Origin of the sequence: Sphingopyxis sp. PAMC25046 (assembly GCF_004795895.1) — a bacterium.
In the GTDB taxonomy this organism is placed as follows: domain Bacteria; phylum Pseudomonadota; class Alphaproteobacteria; order Sphingomonadales; family Sphingomonadaceae; genus Sphingopyxis.
Genome location: NZ_CP039250.1, coordinates 762307 through 782036, shown reverse-complemented (window position 1 = coordinate 782036; position 19730 = coordinate 762307). Strand labels below are relative to the sequence as shown.

The 19730-nt window shown below is 66.4% G+C and carries 18 protein-coding genes; 7 read left to right on the top strand and 11 right to left on the bottom strand.

What is annotated here, in order from left to right:
• Nucleotides 1-408 precede the first annotated feature (408 nt).
• Nucleotides 409-2553, top strand: coding sequence for a S9 family peptidase (locus E5675_RS03620; protein WP_136173381.1), 2145 nt, complete (start codon nucleotides 409-411; stop codon nucleotides 2551-2553).
• Between the two features lie 195 nt (nucleotides 2554-2748).
• On the opposite strand, the gene E5675_RS03615 is transcribed toward E5675_RS03620, so the two are convergent.
• A complete protein-coding gene (locus E5675_RS03615) occupies nucleotides 2749-3462 on the bottom strand; it encodes a 2OG-Fe(II) oxygenase (RefSeq protein WP_136173380.1) in 714 nt (237 codons plus the stop codon).
• A gap of 193 nt (nucleotides 3463-3655) precedes the next feature.
• On the opposite strand from E5675_RS03615, the gene E5675_RS03610 reads away from it, so the two are divergent.
• From E5675_RS03610 to E5675_RS03595, 4 genes are all read left to right on the top strand, one after another.
• Nucleotides 3656-4180, top strand: coding sequence for a hypothetical protein (locus E5675_RS03610; RefSeq protein WP_136173379.1), 525 nt, complete (start codon nucleotides 3656-3658; stop codon nucleotides 4178-4180).
• A 124-nt stretch (nucleotides 4181-4304) separates the two neighbouring features.
• On the top strand, nucleotides 4305-5960 hold the full coding sequence (locus E5675_RS03605; RefSeq protein WP_136173378.1) for a M20/M25/M40 family metallo-hydrolase: 1656 nt from the start codon (nucleotides 4305-4307) through the stop codon (nucleotides 5958-5960).
• 208 nt (nucleotides 5961-6168) lie between these two features.
• Nucleotides 6169-6747, top strand: a complete 579-nt coding sequence (locus E5675_RS03600) for a phosphoribosyltransferase family protein (RefSeq protein ID WP_136173377.1) — start codon at nucleotides 6169-6171, stop codon at nucleotides 6745-6747.
• Entirely contained in the window at nucleotides 6740-7765 is a 1026-nt protein-coding gene (locus E5675_RS03595) for an adenosine deaminase (RefSeq protein WP_136173376.1), read from the top strand. The genes E5675_RS03600 and E5675_RS03595 overlap by 8 nt, the downstream gene beginning before the upstream one ends.
• A 6-nt stretch (nucleotides 7766-7771) precedes the next feature.
• Here the strand turns inward: E5675_RS03595 and E5675_RS03590 are convergent, their stop codons facing one another.
• The 8 genes from E5675_RS03590 to E5675_RS03555 form a co-directional block, all read right to left on the bottom strand.
• Entirely contained in the window at nucleotides 7772-8812 is a 1041-nt protein-coding gene (locus tag E5675_RS03590; RefSeq protein WP_136173375.1) for a rod shape-determining protein, read from the bottom strand.
• Between the two features lie 171 nt (nucleotides 8813-8983).
• Entirely contained in the window at nucleotides 8984-9472 is a 489-nt protein-coding gene (locus tag E5675_RS03585; protein WP_136173374.1) for a hypothetical protein, read from the bottom strand.
• Between the two features lie 84 nt (nucleotides 9473-9556).
• Nucleotides 9557-9934: a reverse transcriptase-like protein gene (locus E5675_RS03580; RefSeq protein ID WP_247594767.1), complete on the bottom strand. Its 378-nt coding sequence runs from the start codon at nucleotides 9932-9934 to the stop codon at nucleotides 9557-9559.
• A 17-nt stretch (nucleotides 9935-9951) separates the two neighbouring features.
• The gene (locus E5675_RS03575; protein WP_136176318.1) at nucleotides 9952-12045 is read right to left on the bottom strand and encodes a TonB-dependent receptor plug domain-containing protein; all 2094 of its coding nucleotides are present in this window, start codon (nucleotides 12043-12045) and stop codon (nucleotides 9952-9954) included.
• Nucleotides 12045-12791 (bottom strand): hypothetical protein, encoded by a 747-nt coding sequence (locus E5675_RS03570; RefSeq protein WP_136173373.1) that lies wholly within the window; start codon nucleotides 12789-12791, stop codon nucleotides 12045-12047. The genes E5675_RS03575 and E5675_RS03570 overlap by 1 nt, the downstream gene beginning before the upstream one ends.
• A 122-nt stretch (nucleotides 12792-12913) precedes the next feature.
• Nucleotides 12914-14641: a M56 family metallopeptidase gene (locus E5675_RS03565; RefSeq protein ID WP_136173372.1), complete on the bottom strand. Its 1728-nt coding sequence runs from the start codon at nucleotides 14639-14641 to the stop codon at nucleotides 12914-12916.
• Nucleotides 14641-15015, bottom strand: coding sequence for a BlaI/MecI/CopY family transcriptional regulator (locus tag E5675_RS03560; RefSeq protein ID WP_136173371.1), 375 nt, complete (start codon nucleotides 15013-15015; stop codon nucleotides 14641-14643). Before E5675_RS03560 ends, E5675_RS03565 begins: the two co-directional genes overlap by 1 nt.
• A 207-nt stretch (nucleotides 15016-15222) precedes the next feature.
• Complete coding sequence (locus tag E5675_RS03555; RefSeq protein WP_136173370.1) at nucleotides 15223-15951, bottom strand: Bax inhibitor-1/YccA family protein; 729 nt, start codon at nucleotides 15949-15951, stop codon at nucleotides 15223-15225.
• Nucleotides 15952-16116: 165 nt separating this feature from the next.
• On the opposite strand from E5675_RS03555, the gene thpR reads away from it, so the two are divergent.
• Complete coding sequence (gene thpR, locus E5675_RS03550) at nucleotides 16117-16731, top strand: RNA 2',3'-cyclic phosphodiesterase (RefSeq protein WP_136173369.1); 615 nt, start codon at nucleotides 16117-16119, stop codon at nucleotides 16729-16731.
• Here thpR and E5675_RS03545 read toward each other — a convergent pair.
• Complete coding sequence (locus E5675_RS03545; RefSeq protein ID WP_136173368.1) at nucleotides 16641-17129, bottom strand: low molecular weight protein-tyrosine-phosphatase; 489 nt, start codon at nucleotides 17127-17129, stop codon at nucleotides 16641-16643. The genes thpR and E5675_RS03545 overlap by 91 nt on opposite strands.
• Before the next feature lie 110 nt (nucleotides 17130-17239).
• Between E5675_RS03545 and E5675_RS03540 the strand changes: the two genes are divergently transcribed.
• On the top strand, nucleotides 17240-18850 hold the full coding sequence (locus E5675_RS03540) for an MFS transporter (RefSeq protein WP_136173367.1): 1611 nt from the start codon (nucleotides 17240-17242) through the stop codon (nucleotides 18848-18850).
• Nucleotides 18851-18886: 36 nt separating this feature from the next.
• Here E5675_RS03540 and E5675_RS03535 read toward each other — a convergent pair whose 3' ends face one another.
• Nucleotides 18887-19459 (bottom strand): superoxide dismutase family protein, encoded by a 573-nt coding sequence (locus tag E5675_RS03535; RefSeq protein ID WP_247594766.1) that lies wholly within the window; start codon nucleotides 19457-19459, stop codon nucleotides 18887-18889.
• Nucleotides 19460-19730 lie beyond the last annotated feature (271 nt).

The window sequence follows — 19730 nt, the reverse complement described above, 5'->3', positions numbered from 1 at the left end:
TAGCGATGCGCATCGCCATGTCCGCCGCCCCGGTCGGGACGCCGGGAACTTATGGCGCAGATCATTGTTCAAAAACCACCCCTGATCGCGGGATGGTCAACGTCCCCGACCATCTCGCGCAGAAAAGCATCGCGCCCAAGGTGTTCGCGGGCCGCAGCCTCGCGTCGCTGCGTATGGAGGCGCTCTCCGACTGGGGACCAACCCCCGCAAACTCAAACAATCGGAAATCGACTGGCCCGCAGTCGCCGCGGGCGACCAGCTTTCGTCATCCCGGACGTGATCCGGGATCCATTTCCAGATGTCGCGCGAATGGACCCCGGATCAAGTCCGGGGGATGATCGGACAGGTAGTTGACCGTCCGGCGCGAAAGGGCCAGACCATGCCCAACCAAAAAAGGGGAAGTATTTCATGCGCAAACTGGCATTGTTCGGGGCGAGTCTTCTCGCCCTTACCTCGCAGATCACGCTTGCGCAGGAGGAACAGCCGCCCGTCACCCCGCCCGCTGAAACCGACGCGCCGCCCGCCATGTCGGCCTCCGCCGTAGGCAGCGCCAGGATCGCCCCCAACCGCCGCTTCACCGGCGCCGATCTTTTCGACCTCGCGATCGCCGCCGATCCGCAAATCAGTCCCGATGGCCGCCACATCGCCTATGTCCGCCGCGCGAACGACATCATGACCGACCGGGCGGTCAGCTCGATCTGGCTGATCGACACCCAGACCGGCGTGGAAACCCCGGTCGCCGGCCGGCAGGGCGGCGCCTTTTCGCCGCGCTGGTCGCCCGATGGCAAACGCCTCGCCTTCGCCTCGACCGAGGGCGGCAGCGCGCAGCTCTGGGTGCGCTGGATGGACGGTGGCGAGGCGGTTCGCCTCACCGGCCTGCCGACCAGCCCGTCGAGCATCGCCTGGTCGCCCGACGGCCGCTCGATAGCCTACACGATGCTGGTCAAGGACGAGGGGCCGAAATTCGGCAGCGCCCCCGCGAACAAGCCCGAGGGCGCGAAATGGGCCGAGCCGCTCGAGATCCGCGACCTCCTCACCTATCGCGCCGATGGCGAGGGCTATCTCGAACCCGGCTTCGAGAAGATCTTCCTTGTCCCCGCGACCGGCGGCGCGCCGCGCCAGCTGACCTTCGGCCCCTATCACGACGGCGGCCCGCTGAGTTGGTCGCGCGACGGCCGCACGCTTTATTTCGCCGCCAACCGCCGCCCCGACTGGGAAAGCGACCCGGTCGAAAGCGAAGTCTATGCGCTCGACGTGGCGAGCGGCGGGGTCACCGCGCTCACCGACCGCAACGGCCCCGACGCGAGCCCGCTCGTTTCGCCCGACGGCGGCAAGATCGCCTATCTCGGTTTCGACGACGCGCTGCGCGCCTATGAGAACACCCAGCTCTACGTCATGAACCGCGATGGCTCGGGCAAGCGCAGCCTGACCGCCGATTGGGACTATGGCATCGATGCGATCGAATGGGCTGCCGACGGTCGCAGCGTCTATGCGCAATATGACGACCATGGCGAAACAAAGGTCGCGCGCATCGGCCTCGACGGTGTGGCGCGTACCGCCGCGACCGGCCTTTCGGGCGGCGGGATGGACCGGCCGTACACCGGGGGCAGCTTCACCGTGTCCGACGGCGGCGCGATCGCCTTCACCGGCGGCACCGCGACGCGCCCCGCCGAGGTGCAGTTGACGCGCGGCGGCGACGCGCGCATCCTCACCGACCTCAACCGCTCGCTTCGCGAAGTGAAGTCGCTCGGCGAAGTCCGCAAGATCACCGTCGCCTCGAGCCACGACGGCAAGACGATCGAAGGTTGGCTCACCCTCCCGCCCGGCTATCGCGAGGGGCAGCGCGTCCCGCTGATCCTCGAAATCCACGGCGGGCCCTTCGCGGCCTATGGCGGCCATTTTTCGACCGACAACCAGCTTTATGCCGCAGCGGGCTATGCCGTGCTTTCGGCGAATCCGCGCGGTTCGACCAGCTATGGCGAAGCCTTCGCGAACGAGATCGACAAGGCCTATCCGGGCAATGATTATTTCGACCTCATTTCCATCGTCGATCGCGCGATCGAGCTTGGCGTTGCCGACCCGGACGCGCTGTTCGTCACCGGTGGCTCGGGCGGCGGTGTGCTGACGAGCTGGATCGTCGGCAAGACCAACCGCTTCAAGGCCGCGGTCACGCAAAAGCCAGTGATCAACTGGACGACGCAGGCGCTCACCGCCGACGGGCCCGCCTTTTTCGGCCGCTATTGGCTCGGCGCGCAACCGTGGGAGAATCCCGAACTTTACTGGTCGCGTTCGCCGCTCTCGCTTGTCGGCAATGTCCAAACCCCGACGATGGTCGTCGTCGGCGCCGAGGATTATCGCACCCCGGTCAGCGAATCCGAACAATATTACACCGCGCTCCGCCTCCGCGGTGTGCCTACCGCGCTGGTCAAGGTGCCCGGCGCCAGCCACGGCGGCATCGCCGCGCGCCCGTCGCAAGCGGCAGCCAAAGCCTCGGCGATCCTTGCCTGGTTCGAAAAATACAAGAAGGGGTGGACGCGCCCGGCGGGGGAATAGCCGGGTCACCGATCAGGTTGAATTGGGGGTCGTGAGCGGAGGTTCCCCACTTTCGTCACCCCGGACTTGATCCGGGATCCATAGCGCCGACGTCATGGACCCCGGATCAAGTCCGGGGCGACGATGCGATAAAGGTCGGTCTTCGGCCGTTTCCGGTTCTACCCCATTCCGGCGCTTTCGACCGACCCGCGCCCCTCACGCCGCATCGTGGAAGATCAGCCCCAGCGTGTGCCGCCGCCCCGACCGGATCGCGCTCACCCCGTGGCGCATCGCCACGCGATAATCGCCGCGGCTCCCCTGCACCGGCCGCGCGTTCACCGCGAAGACGACCGCATCGCCCTTCACCAGCGGCACGACCGCGGCCCTTGATTGCATCCGCGGGCGCTGTTCGGTCAGCACGAACTCGCCGCCGGTGAAATCTTCCCCCGGCGCCGACAGCAGCACCGCGATCTGCAACGGGAAGACATGCTCGCCATATAAATCCTGGTGCAGGCAATTATAGTCGTCCGCGCCATATCGCAGCAGCAAGGGCGTCGGTCGCCTTTGTCCCGCTTCATGGCATCGTGCGAGAAATTCGGCATGATCGGCCGGAAAGCGCGTCACCATCCCCATCCGTTCGTGCCAGCGATTGGCGATCGGCGCGAGCCGCGCATAGAGCATCCCCCGCAGCGCCTCGACCAGCGGCGGCAGCGGATAGGCGAAATAACGATATTCGCCGCGTCCGAAGCCGTGCCGCGCCATAGACACATGGCTGCGAAACCCTGTGTCCTGCGTATACAGCGCCGCGGTGTGGTCGCAATCGGCGGCGCTCAGCAACCCCGGCAGCACCGCCCATCCGTCGCGATCGAGCGCCGCGGCGATCGGGTCCCCATCCGGCACGTCGATATGCGCGCCGATGCGTGTTTCCATGGTCTCCATCATGCGGCGGCCATGCCATCGCGCGCGCTGGCCCGCGCTCCGTTTCTTGCTTTCAAACTGAAGCCCCCAATCTCGCCACCGTCCGGCGCATCCGGGGCACAGCGGGCCTGATCGGGGCTTCCGCGCCCGCGCATTTTCTCTCTAGTCGATCCCACAGGGGCGGGTGAAGGCAGGAGCAAGGATTATGAGCGCCCTTTCGATCCGGCACGAGCCCGACGCTGTCCGTCACGGCGGTCCGCCGACGGCCGAGGATTACGCGCTGGGGCTCCAGTTCTGCCGCGTGGGCTTTCTGTCGTTGACGCGGCTGCAACTCGCGCTCGAACGCGGCGACCGGTCGCGCGCGATGGAGGCGATCGACGATCTCCACGCGCTCGATAGCGAGGTCGAACGCCTCGTCGGCGCACTCCCCGTCTCGTTCGACGATCCGCGACAGGGGCGCATCGCCCGTCTTCTCAAGGAAGGGAAGATGGCGGTCGCCTTCGAAAAGCTTGCGCTGGCAAGCGGGATGAGCGGGCCGGATCTTTCGTCGCGACCCGGTGTTTCGGGGCGCACCACCAGCGTGCGGGACGAAGCCGAGCCCGCCGGCATCGCCGATTGGCCGCCCGCCGAGCCTCGAACGGCGCACCTCGTGCGCATCTATGGACCGCGCATAGCGGTGCTGTTCGCGATCGCGGCCGCCACGCTGACCGCATTGGTGGCGGCACTCTAGCAGGCTTCCATCCCACCGCGCGCCGCCCGCGCCCGATAACCCGCGCCAGCGGTTCACAATGCGCGTCGCCGTGCTAAGACCCGGGTTTCGAACCGCCTCGACCGCTGCCAAACCGGAACGCCTCATGAAAACGCACCTTGCTGCCGCCCTCCTTCTCTCGACTGCCTTCGCCGCACCGGCCTCGGCGCAAACGGGGATCGACGCCGCCAACCTGACCGAAACCGTCCGCACGCTCGCGTCCGACCAGTTTCAGGGCCGCGCCCCCGGCACGGTCGGCGAGGAGCGTACGATCGGCTATCTCATCGGGCGGCTGGAGGCGATGGGGCTCGAACCCGCGGGGGTCGACGGCGGCTGGACCCAGCCCGTGCCGCTGCTCCACACGCGCCTTGGCACGCCGGAAACGCTCGCCTTCGACCGCAAGGGCGCCGCGACGTCGCTGACTTTCGGCACCGACATCTATGTCTCGACGCTCCAGCCCAAGGATAAGGCGGTCGTCGCGAACGCGCCGATGGTGTTCGTCGGCTATGGTGTCAGCGCCCCCGAACGCGGCTGGGACGATTTCAAGGGGCAGGATTTGAAAGGCAAGGTCGCGGTCTTCCTGATCAACGACCCCGATTTCGTCGCGGCGAAGGGCGAGGATCCGTTCGGCAAATTCGGCGGCCGCACGATGACCTATTACGGCCGTTGGACCTACAAGTTCGAGGAAGCCGCGCGCCGCGGGGCGGTCGCGGCGCTGATCGTCCACGATGCCGAGGGTGTCGGCTATGGCTGGAATGTCGTCAAAAGCGCCGGCGGCGAAAATTACGGCCTCGTCGTGCCGCCCGACAAGGTGACGAGCCTCGCGCTGCAGGGCTGGATCTCGGGCGAAATGGCGACAAAGATGTTCGCAGACGCCGGGCAGGATCTGGCGAAATTACGCGTCGCGGCACGCCGCAAGGATTTCAGGCCCGTCGATCTCGGCACCGGCTTCGACGCCGCGATCCCCGTGACGCAGGAGGTGGTGCAGAGCCAGAATGTGCTCGCCAAGATATCGGGCGCGAAACGCCCCGACGAGGTGGTGATCTATGGCGCGCACTGGGACGCCTATGGAGAGGGTCCGCCCGATGCGCAGGGCCGCATCTATCGCGCGGGCGCCAACGACGATGCGCTCGGCGTCGCGGGGCTGTTCGAGATCGCCCGGCTGTTCAAGGCCGCGCCGCCGCCCGACCGCACGGTCGCCTTCGCTTTCTGGACCGCCGAAGAGCGCGGTCTGCTGGGGTCCGAAGCCTATGCCGCGCAGCCGATCTTCCCGCTCGAAAAGACCGTCGCCAATCTCGGCCTCGACATCCTTCAGACCGCCGGCCGTGCCAAGGACGTCGTCCTGGTCGGCAAGGGGCAAGGCACGCTCGAAGACGATCTCGCGCGCGTCGCCGCGACGCAGAGCCGCACGGTCAGCGTCGAGAGCCTTCCCGAACGCGGCCTCTTCTATCGCGCCGACCATTTCAGCCTCGCCAAGCGGGGTGTCCCCGTCCTGTTGATGATGGGCATTGCGGGCGCGTCCGACCTTGTCGATGGCGGCAAGCAAGCGGGGCAGGCGTGGGTCGATGCCTATACGGGCAAATGCTATCATCAGGCGTGCGACGCCTGGGGTCCCGACTGGAACCTCGAGGGAGCGGTTCAGGATATCGATGTTTTCTACCGGATCGGTGACGAACTCGCGCGCACGGCGCGCTGGCCGGGCTGGAAGGCCGGCAGCGAATTCAAGGCGATCCGCGACAAGAGTGCTGCGGCGCGGAAGTAGCGCGTGATGGCTTGAAGGCGGCTGACGGCCGATAACAGCCGTCGCCGCCGCGAAGGCCGGGCGGCGGTCGTCTTACGCAACTTCGCCGAGCAGGGTCGCTAACGGCCCGCCGCTTTCGCGGGGGTGACGATCAAGAGCTAGCGTCTCCTCCCCGCCCCGAAGCCGCTCCATCTTGCGACGTCCCGCCCGGAGGATTACTCCGCTTTATATGACCGCCGAGAAAATCTTCATCAGCGCGAACGAACTGCTCGCCGACTCGCTGCGTCTCGGGATGCAGGTCATCGACAGTGGCTTCCAGCCGACCCACCTCGTCGGCATCTGGCGCGGTGGCGCGCCGGTCGGGATCGCGGTGCAGGAACTGCTCGACTACCACGGCCACCACTGCGACCATATCGCGATCCGAACCTCTTCCTATAAAGGCATCGACCAACAGGATCCGCAGGTAAAGGTCTTCGCATTGGGCTATCTGATCGACACGCTGAACCCCGACGACCGCCTGCTCATCATCGACGATGTCTTCGATAGCGGCCGCAGCATTCGTGCCTTTATCGCCGAACTCAGGGCGCGCTGCCGCCACAACATGCCGCGCGACATTCGCATCGCGACTGTCTGGTTCAAGCCGGGACGCAACGTCACCGACCTCCGCCCCGATTTCTTCGTCCATGAGACCGACCGGTGGCTGATCTTCCCGCACGAGATCGACGGGCTGACGGTCGAGGAAATCCGCCGCCACAAGCCCGAGGCGGCGATCATCCTCGGGCAGGAGGAGAACGCGCCCGGTGCCTGACGGTTTCGCTTCACGCGCGGATCGCGCCGCCTTCATCGCCCGCCTGCCAAAGGCGGAGCTTCACCTGCATATCGAAGGCTCGCTCGAACCCGAACTGATGTTCGAGCTGGCGCAGCGCAACCAGGTCGCCATGCCCTTTGCCAGCGTCGAGGAGGTACGCGCTGCCTATGCCTTTTCGAACCTCCAGGATTTTCTCGATATCTATTACCAGGGCATGGACGTGCTCCACCGCGAGCAGGATTTTTACGACCTGACCGCCGCCTACCTCGCGCAAGCCAACGCCGACAATGTCCGGCACGTCGAGATTTTCTTCGATCCGCAGGGGCATACGGAGCGTGGCGTTGCGTTTGAAACCGTCATCACCGGCATCACGCGCGCGCTCGACGATGCCGAAGCCGGTTACGGCATGACGTCGAAGCTCATCATGTGCTTCCTCCGCCACCTCAGCGAAGCCGAGGCCGAAGCGACGCTCGACGCGGCGCTGCCGTATCTGGACCGCATCGACGGCGTCGGGCTCGACTCGTCCGAAGTCGGGCATCCGCCGTCGAAATTCGAACGTGTCTTCGCGCGCGCGAAGAGACTGGGCCTCAAGATCGTCGCGCACGCCGGCGAGGAGGGACCGCCCGACTATGTTCGCGAAGCGCTCGACCTCTTGAAGGTCGACCGCATCGACCATGGCAACCGCAGCCTCGAAGACCCTGCGCTCGTCGCGCGCCTCGCCGCCGAGGGCATGGCCCTCACCGTTTGCCCGCTCTCGAACCTCAAGCTCTGCGTCGTCGACGACATCGCCGCCCATCCGCTGAAAACCATGCTCGACGCGGGCCTCAAGGCCACCGTGAACAGCGATGATCCCAGCTATTTCGGCGGCTATGTGAACGCCAATTATCAGGCGGTTGCCGACGCGCTTGACCTGTCGAAGGGCGAACTCCTCGCGCTCGCGCGCAACAGCTTCGCCGGCTCGTTCCTCGACGACGCCGATAAGGCGAAGCACCTCGCCGCGATCGACGCTTACGCCTGACCCGCGTCAGGCGGCAATCAGCACGCCATGATAGGTGCGGTCCTCGAACGCGCGCCCCGCGCCCATCGCAACGCAGATCAGCGCGTCGTCGGCGACCACGACGGGCAGCCCGGTCGCGCGCGCGATCGCTTCGTCCATGCGGCGCAGCAGCGCGCCGCCGCCGGTCAGCGTGATGCCTTCGTCGATGATGTCGGCCGACAGTTCGGGCGGCGTCTGTTCGAGCGCCGCGCGCACCGCGCCGACGATCTGTCCGACCGGTTCGGCGAGCGCTTCGGCGATTTCGGCTTCGGTCACGCGCACCTCGGCCGGGCGCCCGGTCACCAGGTCGCGACCCTTGACCCCCATGACCATGCCGTCGCCCGTCGGCGGCGTCGCGCAGCCGATCGTCAGCTTGACGCGCTCGGCGGTCATTTCGCCCACCATCAGATTATGCTTGCGGCGGATGAACGACGAAATCATGTCGTCCATCTTGTCGCCGCCGACGCGCACCGAATTGCTGTAGGCGATGCCGCTGAGCGACAGTATCGCGACCTCGGTGGTGCCGCCGCCGATGTCGACGACCATGGCCCCTCTGGGCTCGGCGACCTGTAGCCCGGCGCCGATTGCGGCGGCAAGCGATTCCTCGATCAGTTGCACCGATGCCGCGCCCGCGTTGCTCGCCGCATCGCGGATCGCGCGGCGCTCGACCATCGTCGATCCCGACGGCACGCAAATCACGACATGGCTGCGCTGGACGAAACGGCTCGGCCCGCCCTGCGCCTTGTCCATGAAATGCTTGAGCATCTGTTCGGCGACGTCGATGTCGGCGATCACCCCGTCGCGCAAGGGGCGGATCGCCTGGATATTGTCGGGGGTCTTGCCCATCATCGGCTTGGCTTCGTTGCCGACGACCTTGACCCGGCGGATGCCGTCGCGCGTTTCCAGCGCCACGACCGACGGTTCGTTGAGAACGATGCCCTTGTCGCGCACATAGACGACGGTATTCACGGTACCCAGGTCGATGGCCATATTGTGCGCGGCCGACGCAAACCGATTAAAAAACTTCATATGCGGGGCAAATGCCTTCGGAAATGAACGGAAGAATCAGGCGTGCCGGCCCTTCGGCGCCCACAACGTCTGGTCCGATGATCGACTGCGTCGAAGCCGCCGACGCGTCAACGAAAGCCGCCGCCAATACTGCCAGAACGGTTGTTTCTCAGGCTCGGTTGATCGAACGGTTCAAAATTCGGGGCCAGCCGAGTCCGGAACGAGCAATTTGAGGCCCTGCAGCCTGACGATCCGATCGCCCTCGCACACCGGGGCTGCGATCAGCCGCATCCAGCGGCGCGGCGCCTCTGCGGGACAGATTTCGACGTCGAGCGTGAAGCCGCGCCGATGCTTGATCGCATAGGCGCGGAGCTTCTCCATCACCGCGCGCGACCCCTCGGCATAAAGCGCCACCGCTTCGGCGCGCGCGACGGCGGCGCCGCGCGGAATGCCGAAAATGTCATAGACTTCGTCCGACCAGCTCAGCCGGTCGTTATCGGTGAGGTCGCATTCCCATTGCCCGACGCGGACGCGCCCGGGCGCCAGCCGCGCCGCGACATCGACGACGTCGGGAATCGGGTCGAGCGTTTCGCAGCGGTGCAGCTGTCCCAATTCGAAAAAGCGCGCGCGTTCGTACAGCGGCCAGCTGTGGTGAACGGGCAAGGGATGGGTCGGCTTCAACGCGCTCGGCTTCCTTTAAGTCCGCCCAGGATAGGCGCGCGTCGCTTAACAACTGGTTTGGGTGTTGGACAGCCCTTCTGGGCGCTACCGCCCCCGCGCCAGCGCGATCCCCGCGAGATTCTGCGTACGTTTGATATGGCGCACCGCAGGCATCGGCCCGTCGCCGGCCAGCGCCCGAAAGGCGGCGAGATGCTCGGCCGCTTCGCCGCGTGCGCGCACGATGCCGTTCGCCTGCTCGATCACCGCCGCGGCATCGCCGAGCAGGATATAATGAGCGAGCTCCATGTCCTGCGCGAGCCGCAGCGCCGCGATCAGCGCCAGCCATTCAGCGTCCTGGCTGCTGCCGATCCCCGCATCGCGCACGACGATGGCCGCACCGCCGGTCACGACGGCGGTTTCCATCTTTCCCGGATTGGGCCGGCATCCGCCGTCGAAATAGATTTTGATGCGTCGCTTCGTCACCGGGAGCTCCTAACGCGTCAGAATGTCCCGCGCACCGAAAAGACAAAGATCGGCCCGATCAACCGGTCGCGCTGTTCGATGAAGGAAATCGGGCTGTCGCCGCGCACCCCTGTATAGACGGTGCGGTCGCGCCTCGAACGCGCATTGACGATGTTCGAAACCTGCGCGCGGACGGTCAGGCCAAACACATCCTTGTTCTCGACAAACAGCGACGCCCACACCGGCCCTTCCCAGACCTTGTCGGTCTGGTTGCGGCGATAATTTGGCTGGTAATGCGAATATTCGAGGTCGCCGCCCCACGCCCAGTCGCTCGCGGGAATATCGTGACGCAGGCCCAGCTCGACGACGGTGTCGGTGAAGCCGCTCCACTGCCGCTTTTCGCCGGTAAAGGGATCGCGCAGCGAGCTCTTCTGCAACAGCACGCGCGTGTTGAGCCGTACCCCCTTCAGCCCCGCAGGGTCGAGGTTGATGGTCGAGGTCCAGTCGATCGCGCCCGCCCTCGCCTTCGCGATATTGCCGACCGCCTCGCCGTTCTCGCCGATCGGGATCACGTCGACGCGATCCTCGACGTCGCGATAGATGAAGATCAGCTTGGTCGACCCCCACGGACCGAACTTCTTGTTGATCTCGCCCTCATAGGTCCAGTCCTGCTGAGGGCGCAGGTCATTGTTGCTCGCATTCTGGTTGCCGTCGTTCAGAAAGGCGCGCGCGAGAAAGTCATAGAAGGACAGCTGAAGCACCCGCCGCCGGAGCTTCACCGATATGTCGAAATCGGCCGAAGGCGCCCAGGCGAGCGAAATCGACCCCTTGGGGCGGAAGAAGCTGCGGGTGAGGCCATTCACGCCGGTCTGGGTGATCGTCGAATGCTCGGCGCCCGCGATGATCTGGAAATTGAGCTTGTCGGTCAGCTTGCGGCCGAAGCTCAAAAGTCCTTCATAGCGATCCTCGCTCACCCCGCCGGTGCCGCCCTCGAACGGAATATCGACGAAATCGCCGGAGGGATCGAGCACCGCGAGCGACGCGACGTTGTCGAGCGTGTTGAACGCCGCTTCGCCCGAGAGCTGCCAGTCGCCGCCGAACATCTTCCACTGATATTCGCCGCGCCCGATCGTCTCGCCGAGGTCGCCCGTCTGCATGAAGCGGTCGCCGATGGCGACGCCACCTTCGGGGGTGGTCACGATTTCCTGGCGATAGGGTTCGTGGCTGAAGCGGCGGAGCCCGATCAGCTTAAGCTTCCCCGGTCCGAGCCCGAGCTGGTAGTCGCCATTGATCTCGTAATTCCAGCTGTCGGCATTTTCGCGCACGGTGCGGATGCTGTCCGGCAGCCCCGGCGCGATGCGCACGCCGTCCTCGTAATAGCGATCATATTTGCGCTGATAATGGCCGCCGAGATTGGCGACGGTGTCCCCCGCCGGATCCCATGTGATGCGCCCCGAAAGCTTCGGCGTGTCATAATGGGTGTGCCAGATATCCTTGCGCCGCTCGATGATATTGCCCGCGCCGTCATAGATCAAAGTCGGGCCGCCCGCGCCGCTCCGCGCCGAATCGTCGTTGTTGAGCGACGCTTCATATTCGATCTCGCCCGACCGCCCGCGCACCGACACGTCGCCGCGCGTGAACAGCGGGTCGGTGTAATGCGGGCGGAACTGCGGCTTCCACGAAAATTGCCCCGAAATACCGTCGGCGCGATAGACGATGTTGGCGACCTGCCCCGACAGGCCCGGAATATCGAGCGTCGCGCCGTCTACGATCTCGATCCGCTCGACATTGCCGCCGGGGATACGCGACAGCTGGGTATACATGTCGTCGGCCTTGTTCGACGGCCGCTTGCCGTTGAACAGGACATTGCCCGTCGCCTGCCCCAGCCCGCGCAGCTCCTCGCTGTCGCGGATCTGGAAACCCGGCACCTGGATCAGCATGTCATAGGCGTTGACGGGCGCATAGCGCGCGAAGTCGGCCGGGGTGTAGACCTGCCGCGCCGGCGTGGTCGCGGTCGGGGCGACCTCGGTCGCAGCGGGCGGCGGGGTGTCACCGCTCGGCGCGGGCGTTTCCTGCGCCAGCGCCGGGTTGGAAAGCGCGGTGGCGATCGCCGCGAAGCTGGTCCATCGCATCACTTGGCTTTTCCCCCCGCCGCGCGGTTCATCGCCTGCGCATATTCGCCCGTCACGCCCATCGCCTTCATGCTTACGACCTCGTCGGCGCTCAACTTGCGGTATCCCGCAGCGGCGAGCCCGCGCACATAGGCGCCATCGACGCCAAGCGCCTTGCACGCGATCGCATCCTCGACATCGGTGAGCACCAGCGCCTCGGACCTGAGATCGCGCACATATTCGGGCCGCACGTCGAGCGCGGCGGCGGCGATCAGGTCGTCGGCGTCCTTCGGCCGAACGCCCTCGCGCGTCAGCCCGTCGGCCAGCTCGATCGAGGCATCGACGAGGAGCATCGCGAGCAACGACGAGCGCTGCTCGGGTGCGAGCCCGCGCTCGCCGAGCGCCCGCTCGAACGCGGGATCGGAGGTAAAGCGGCACGCGCCCCGCCCTTCGAAGGCGGCCGTGAGCGTGCCGGTGCACGACAGCGTCCCCGCGTCGTGCGTGACCTCAAAGCTGACGGGTCCGGGTGTTTTGCGCCGCAGCGCCGCCTCGGCACCGGCGAAATAGGGTCGCGATCCGTCGAAGCTCTGGTCGCTGCTCGACTTGCGGTGCTGGATGCGGATGCGCGGGGCGCTCTTCTTCCCGCTCGCGGGCTCGGCGATCCAGCGCACGTCGGTCAGCACCAGCGGATCGGCGGCGGCGGTCGGCGCCGAACAGGCGAGGATCGACAGCAGCGCGGCGCCGCTAGCAAAAAACAGGGCCTTCATATGGTGCACTCCTCCCTCCGTGCGCCAGGCGAGCGCCATCGCTCGCCGCCGCAGCGGCGTTTTTCAAACAAGGTTTCGATCAATCGGCGGTGCGTTCGGACGAATGTCCGGGCGTTAGGACCCTAATCGTCGGGGCCCGTCGGCGGCGCCGGGGGTTCGGGCGTCATCGGCATTTCGATCCGCGCGGTGCGGCCGTCGGCGCGGCGCGCCTCGATCACGCCGCGTTCCATGTCGAGGACCGCGACATCGCCGCCGCGCACCGCCTTTGCGACCGGTCGCGGCGTTGCCGGGGGGCGGGCTTTCGCGCTCGGCCGGAACGCGCCCACCGCACGCAATTCGATCGCATCGTCGGCATCGCGCATCCTGACGCCCGACCGCTGCATCTCGGTGACGAAATCGCAGTCGACCCCCATCGCCTTCAGCGCGATCAGATCATCGATGCCGACCGCCGGGAAATGCGAGCGCATGTCGCGGGCAAAAGCCGCGTCGACCCCGACGTGGCGCGCACCGACCAGATCGTCGAAATCGGCGCCGGGAATGATGGCGCGCATCTGCCGGATATAGGCGGGGTCGATCCCGCTCGCCTTGGCCGAGATGATGTCGTCGGCGTCGATCGACCCCCCACTCTCGCGGATTTTCTCGACATATTCGGGGGTCACGCCGACCGCGCGCATGCCGACGAGCTGTTCGGCGGTCAGCGGCTTCGCGTTGGCGGTGGCGACCCCCTCGACCCCAGCATCCTTGGCGGCCGCTGCCGACCGCGACGTCACAGTCGTCGCCGTCCTGGTGGTCGAGGCGGCGACAGGGTGGACGCCCGCCGCCGCCTCGGGCTTCGCCGTCGCCGAAAAGGCGGCGAGCGGCGCGGTGACGCCGGCGAGCAGCACAAGGCTCATCAGCATCCAGCTCGCGCTTGCCGGGCCGCGCCGCAGGCTACCGTCGAGAACGCGCGTGATGCGGCGTTTCAGGCTGTCCTTGCCCGGCGCGACGCCGTGCGCGGCGAGCAGCGCGCCCTGATTGTCATGGCGCGCCGCGCCGACGAGCAGCGTCGCATAGTCGGGGCCATCGATGTCGGCCATCAGCACCGCATCGTCGGCGGCTTCCTCGCGCAATTGATGGCTCTCGCGCGCCAGCATCCACACCAGCGGATTGAACCAGAAGACCGCGCAGGCGACGCGTGCGCCGAGCAATTTCGCCCAGTCGAGCCGTGCGACATGCGCCAGTTCGTGCGCGATGATCGCCTCGGCCTCGCCCGCCGCCGCGACGGCTTTCGGGCTCAGCACGATCGTCGGGCGCAGCACGCCCCAGCTGATCGGCGAACGCAGCTCCTTGCTGACCAGAAGCGCGGTGCCATGCTTGAACCCCATCCGCCGCTGCGCCTCGGCGAGTGCCGACAGCCACGAGCGTTCGACGAGGATCTCGGCGCGTCCACGCATCGCGAACAGCCGCACGACCGCCAGCGCCATCACTCCGCACAGCAGGACGAGCGGGACAAGATAGAGAAAGGGGGCAAGGTCGCTCCAGTCGACGACGATCGGTGTCGATCCGGCGCCATCGACCACGACAGGGACTGACGTCGTGGCGGCGGCCGGATCGATCACCGATCCCCCGGTTGCCTGTGTTTCGAGGGCGAGCGAGGCGGGCGCCGCGAACCAGTTAGCCGGAAGCGGCGCCCATTGCGGCAGCAGCAGGATTGCGGCGGGCAGCGCGAGCAGCGCCGCAAGCCCCGCATGCGCGATCATCGACCGCTCGCCCGCCGAACGCGCCCGCGCGAGGCGGAGCAGCGCCAGCGTCAGCGCCGCGACGACGGCGGATTTCCAGGCGAGGCCCAGCAACATGGCGGTGGTCAGCATCACCCTCTCCCTTCGCGTGCCTTGGCAATCATTTTTTCGAGCTCGTCGAGCTCGTCGCCGGTCATCTCGTCCTGCATGCCGAGCAGCGCTGCCGCGGCGCTCGTCGCCGATCCGTTGAAGAAGACCCGCACGACCTGGCTCAGCGCCGACTTGCGCGCGGTCTTGTCCGACACGCTCGGCGCATAGACAAAGCCGCGCTCCGACGCTTCGCGCGCGACAAAGCCTTTGGTCTCAAGCCGCTTCAGCATCGCGCGGATCGCCGAACCCGACAACGGGTCGGCGAGCGCGTCGCCGATCTCGGTGACCGTGGATGCGCCGCGCTCGTACAATATGTCGACGATTTCGCGTTCGCGTGGGGGCAGACTGGACAGCATTCGAATCACCTCATGCGCTACATTTGTAGCGTGCTACATTTGTAGCGCATGCTTGGCAAGGGGTTTTGTTCGAACAATACACACCGTTCGTCGAACGGCGGTCACGCGCGCGCAGGCCGAACGAAAGCTCCCGCGCGCTCCCCAAAAACGAAAGAGCCCGGCGGATCGCTCCGCCGGGCTCGCCGATGTCGTCCGTGTCCGGCCCGCTTATTCGCGGCTGCCGAGCAGGTTGAGCAGGAAGGTGAACATGTTGACGAAGTCGAGATAGAGCGTCAGCGCGCCCATGACCACCGACTTGCCGACAAAGTCGGTCCCGCGGACATAGAAGTACATGCTCTTGATCTTCTGCGTATCATAGGCGGTGAGACCCGCGAAGAGCAGCACGCCGATGACGCTGATCGCAAGGCTGAGCGCACTCGACTGCACGAACATGTTGATGACCATCGCGACGAGGATGCCGACGACGCCCATGATCAGGAAGGTGCCGAAGCCCGACAGATCCTTCTTGGTCGTGTAGCCATAGAGGCTGAGGCCAAGGAAGGCCGCGGCGGTCGCGAAGAAGGTTGTCGCGATCGACGTTGCGGTAAAGGCCAGAAAGATCGTCGACATCGACAGGCCCATCACAGCGGCATAGACCCAGAACAGCGCCTGTGCGGCGCCGGTCGAAAGCTTGTTGATGCCGAAGCTCAGCACCAGCACGAAGGCCAGCGGCGCGAGCATCACCACCCACATCAGCGGGCTGCCGATCATCGAGGCGGTAAAGCCCGAGTTGAACGCCAGCATCGCGACGATGCCGGTCAGCAGCACGCCCGAGCCCATATAATTGTAAACCGACAGCATGTACGACCGCAGACCGGCATCGACGGCCTGGTCCATTGCGTTCGCGCCGGCGCCGAAACCGGAAGCCGCCATATTGGGGTCGTTCCAATTCGCCATTTTTCATCTCCATAACTGGCCAGCCCATACCGGCCGTATCGACAATATCGGGGGTTTGCCCGCGCGTTTCAAGCGAAACCGGACATCAGCAATATTCCAGCAATATTATTGTCCCGCGTGCAAACAAGGGTCGCGGCGCGGAAGATCGCCGCTTATGTTGCCGGCATGTCCTCGCACCGCCTGTTCGTCGCGCTGCGCCCGCCGCGTCCGATCCGCGAAATGCTGATTTCCGCGATGCACGGCGTTTCGGGCGCGCGCTGGCAAAGCGACGACCAGCTTCACCTGACCCTGCGCTTCATCGGCGAGGTCGACCGCCATCGGGCGGAGGATGTCGCGGCGGCGCTCGGCGCGATTTACGCGCCCGCCGTCACGGTGCGGATCGCTGGCGTCGACCTGTTCCAACGGCAGGGGCGCCCGCATATGCTGTGGGCGGGAGTCGAGCCGCACGAACCGCTTGGCGCGCTGCACCGCAAGGTCGATCAGTTGCTCACGCGCGTCGGGATCGCACCCGAAACGCGCGCCTTCGTGCCGCATATAACGCTGGCGCGGCTGAACCGGGGGTCGGGAGCAGTCGAGCCCTTCCTTGCGCTGAACAGCGATCTTGCGAGCCCATCGTTCGAATTCGGCCATGTCACGCTGTACGAAAGCGAGATGGGACATGGCGGCGCGCGCTATCATCCGGTGGTGCGCTACCCCTTGGGCGAAAATTCGGCGACGAGCGCCGACGCGATCGCATCGACGTCGTCCCATGTCGCCGCAAAGCCGTCATCCTTGCCATAATAGGGGTCGGTCACGCCCTGCCCTTTGCGGCCGGGGAGGAGGTCGAGCATCAGCCTGAGGTCGGCCGTCGCATCGGCCGGACGGATCGCCCGCGCGTCGCGCAGGTTCGTTTCGTCGGCGGCGAGGATCAGATCGAAACCGTAAAAATCGTCGGGCGATAGTTGCCGCGCGCGCAGCGCCGAAATGTCGATGCCGCGACGGCGAGCCTCGGCCTGCGCGCGGTCGTCGGGGGCATAGCCGACGTGCCAGTCGCCGGTGCCTGCCGAATCGAGCGTGACGTCGATGCCGGCGCGCGCGAAGGCGGCGCGTGCTGCGCCTTCGGCGAGTGGCGAGCGGCAAATGTTGCCGAGGCAGAGGAAAAGGATCGCGGGTTTCGCAATTTCACCATCTTCACGCATATTCGACTTGCCTCCGTATAAAGTTGAACCGACTTTCAACTTGCGCCCGCCTCCGGCTCTGCTAGCCATGAGCGACAAAAGAGATAATCGGTGAGGGAGAGGGTTGCCAGATGGCCGATACCGCCAGCGAAAACGACATGCCGGGTGCGCCCGCCGCCGCCGAGCCGAAAGCCACCGGTTACAGTTGGTACGTCCTGTCGGTGCTCGTCGTCGTCTATATCCTCAATTTCATCGACCGGCAGATCATCAGCATCCTCGCGGTCGACATCAAGGCCGACCTCGGCCTGTCCGACGGCGACATGGGCTTCCTCGGCGGCGCGGCCTTCGCGGTCTTCTATGCGCTGTTCGGCATTCCGCTCGGCCGGCTCGCCGACAATTGGAACCGCGTCAAGCTGCTGTCGATCGGGCTGACCTTGTGGTCGGCGATGACCGCGTTTTCAGGCCTCGCCTATAACCAGCTCACGCTGACGCTCGCGCGCATGGGCGTCGGCGTCGGCGAGGCGACCGCGAGCCCGACCGCCTATTCGCTGATCTCGGACTATTTCCCCAAACGGCAAAAGGCGACCGCACTCGCCATCTATTCGTCGGGGCTCTATCTGGGCGGCGGCGTGTCGCTGTTCATCGGCGCGCTGATCGTCGAGGCGTGGAACAACGCCTATCCCGCCGGCGGCCCGCTGGGCCTCGTCGGCTGGCAGGCCGCCTTCCTCGCGGTCGGCATCCCCGGCCTGTTGCTTGCGCTGTGGGTTGCAAGCCTGCGCGAACCGGTACGCGGCGCGATGGACGGCACCCCGAGCCCGAGCTCGCCCGCCCCGTTCCGCGAGTTCGGCAAGGATCTGGCGATGATCGTGCCGCCACTGACGCTCTGGGGAGCGTGGAAGCGCGGTCCGGCAGCGTTGGCGATCAACCTCGGCTTCGCCGCCGCCATCGCCGCTTTCGCGTGGTGGATGATCGAGCTGACCGGCAATTTCCCGCAATGGTCGGCGGTCGCGCTCGGCTATTATGCGGTCTTTTCCTGGGCCTGCACGTTGCGCGCGCACGACCCCGCGACCTTCCGGCTGATCTGGGGGACCCCGGCGTTCCTCTGCACGACGCTGGGCTATGGCCTCGTTGCGCTCGCGGCGTACGGGCTCGCCTTCTGGTCGGCGCCCTATGCCGAAATCGTGCTCGGGCTGCCCAAGCAGGAACTCGCCTTCATCCTCGGCGCCAATGGCGCGCTCGCGGGCTTCGTCGGGGTGATCATCGGCGGCCGCATCGCCGACGCGCTGCGCGCGCGCAACCCCGCCGGGCGCATCCTGATGATCCTGTTCGGCGTGATCGCGCCGATCGTCCCGATCTGGATCGGCTATACCACTGCGAACGGCACGCTCTTCTATGTCATGAACTTCCTCGCCGGCATGTTCGGCGCGGCGGCGCTCGGCGCGGCGGCGGCGACGACGCAGGACCTGGTATTGCCGCGGATGCGCGGCACGGCGACCGCCGCCTTCTTCCTCGGCACCACGCTGGTCGGGCTGTCGTTCGGCCCCTATCTGGTCGGGCAGATTTCGGACCTTGCCGGAACGATGGTGGATGGCAAGCCCGTCGGCGACCTGCGCACAGGCATCCTGTCGCTGATCGGCGTCGCGCCGATCGCGGTCGCGCTACTGCTCTATGCCTATCGCGCGGTGCCGGAGGCCGAAGCGACGATCGCCGAGCGCGCGGCCGCGGCGGGCGCGCCAGCCTAGGGTCAGGAACCTAGAGCCGGCGCGCGGGCAGCGGCGTTACTCGCTGTCGCCGCGAACGATCACGCCGCAGGCGACGCGGCCGCCGCTGTTGCCGCTGGGGTCGGTCTTGTAATCGTCGGGCCCGGCGTGGATGACGAAGGCGGCGCCATCGGCGTCGAGCAGCCCGCCGTCGCCCTCGAAGCGCGATCCGACGAGACGCAAGGTCGCACGGCCGATCTGGTCGGGTTCGATCACGAGATTGGGCAGGTCGCCATGATGCGCGCCCATCGGGTTTTCGCGGCCATGCTGCGCGCCGGTCGGGTTCCAGTGCGGGCCCGCGCTCGCGAAGTCGGGCGGCGTGCACTGGCCGACCGCGTGGACGTGCATGCCGTAAGTGCCGGGACCGAAGCCGCGCGCGACGAGTTCGATGCGCAGGCCCGATGCGTCGCGATAGATGTCGGCGCGGCCGCGGTCGGCACCCTTCGAATCGGTAAGCTGGGCATAGGCGTCGGCGGGCGGCAGCGTGCTCGTCGCCTTCCCGCCCATCCCGGCGCAGCCGGCAAGCGCCAGCGCCCCGGTGAGGATGAGGCCCCCGGCTATGAAAGGCTTATGGTGCGAACGCGTCGTCATCTTGCTGCTCCCCTGTCTTGACCATCGGAATCGGAACGTCACGTCGGCGCGTTCAAATCCGTTCGTCGACGATGCCCGTATTTGTCGTCCGTTCCAAGGGGATAGTCGGGTTTGGGAGACAGGGCAGTATCGGCGGTGCGGATTGGCGTGCGCCGATATGCTGTAACGGCGGCTTTGGGGTGGAAAGCGGACATTCCACAACCGTCGCCCCCGCGAAGGCGGGGGCCGCTAGCGGCCTTATTCAGCGCCATTGTGTAAACCGACAGCGGCC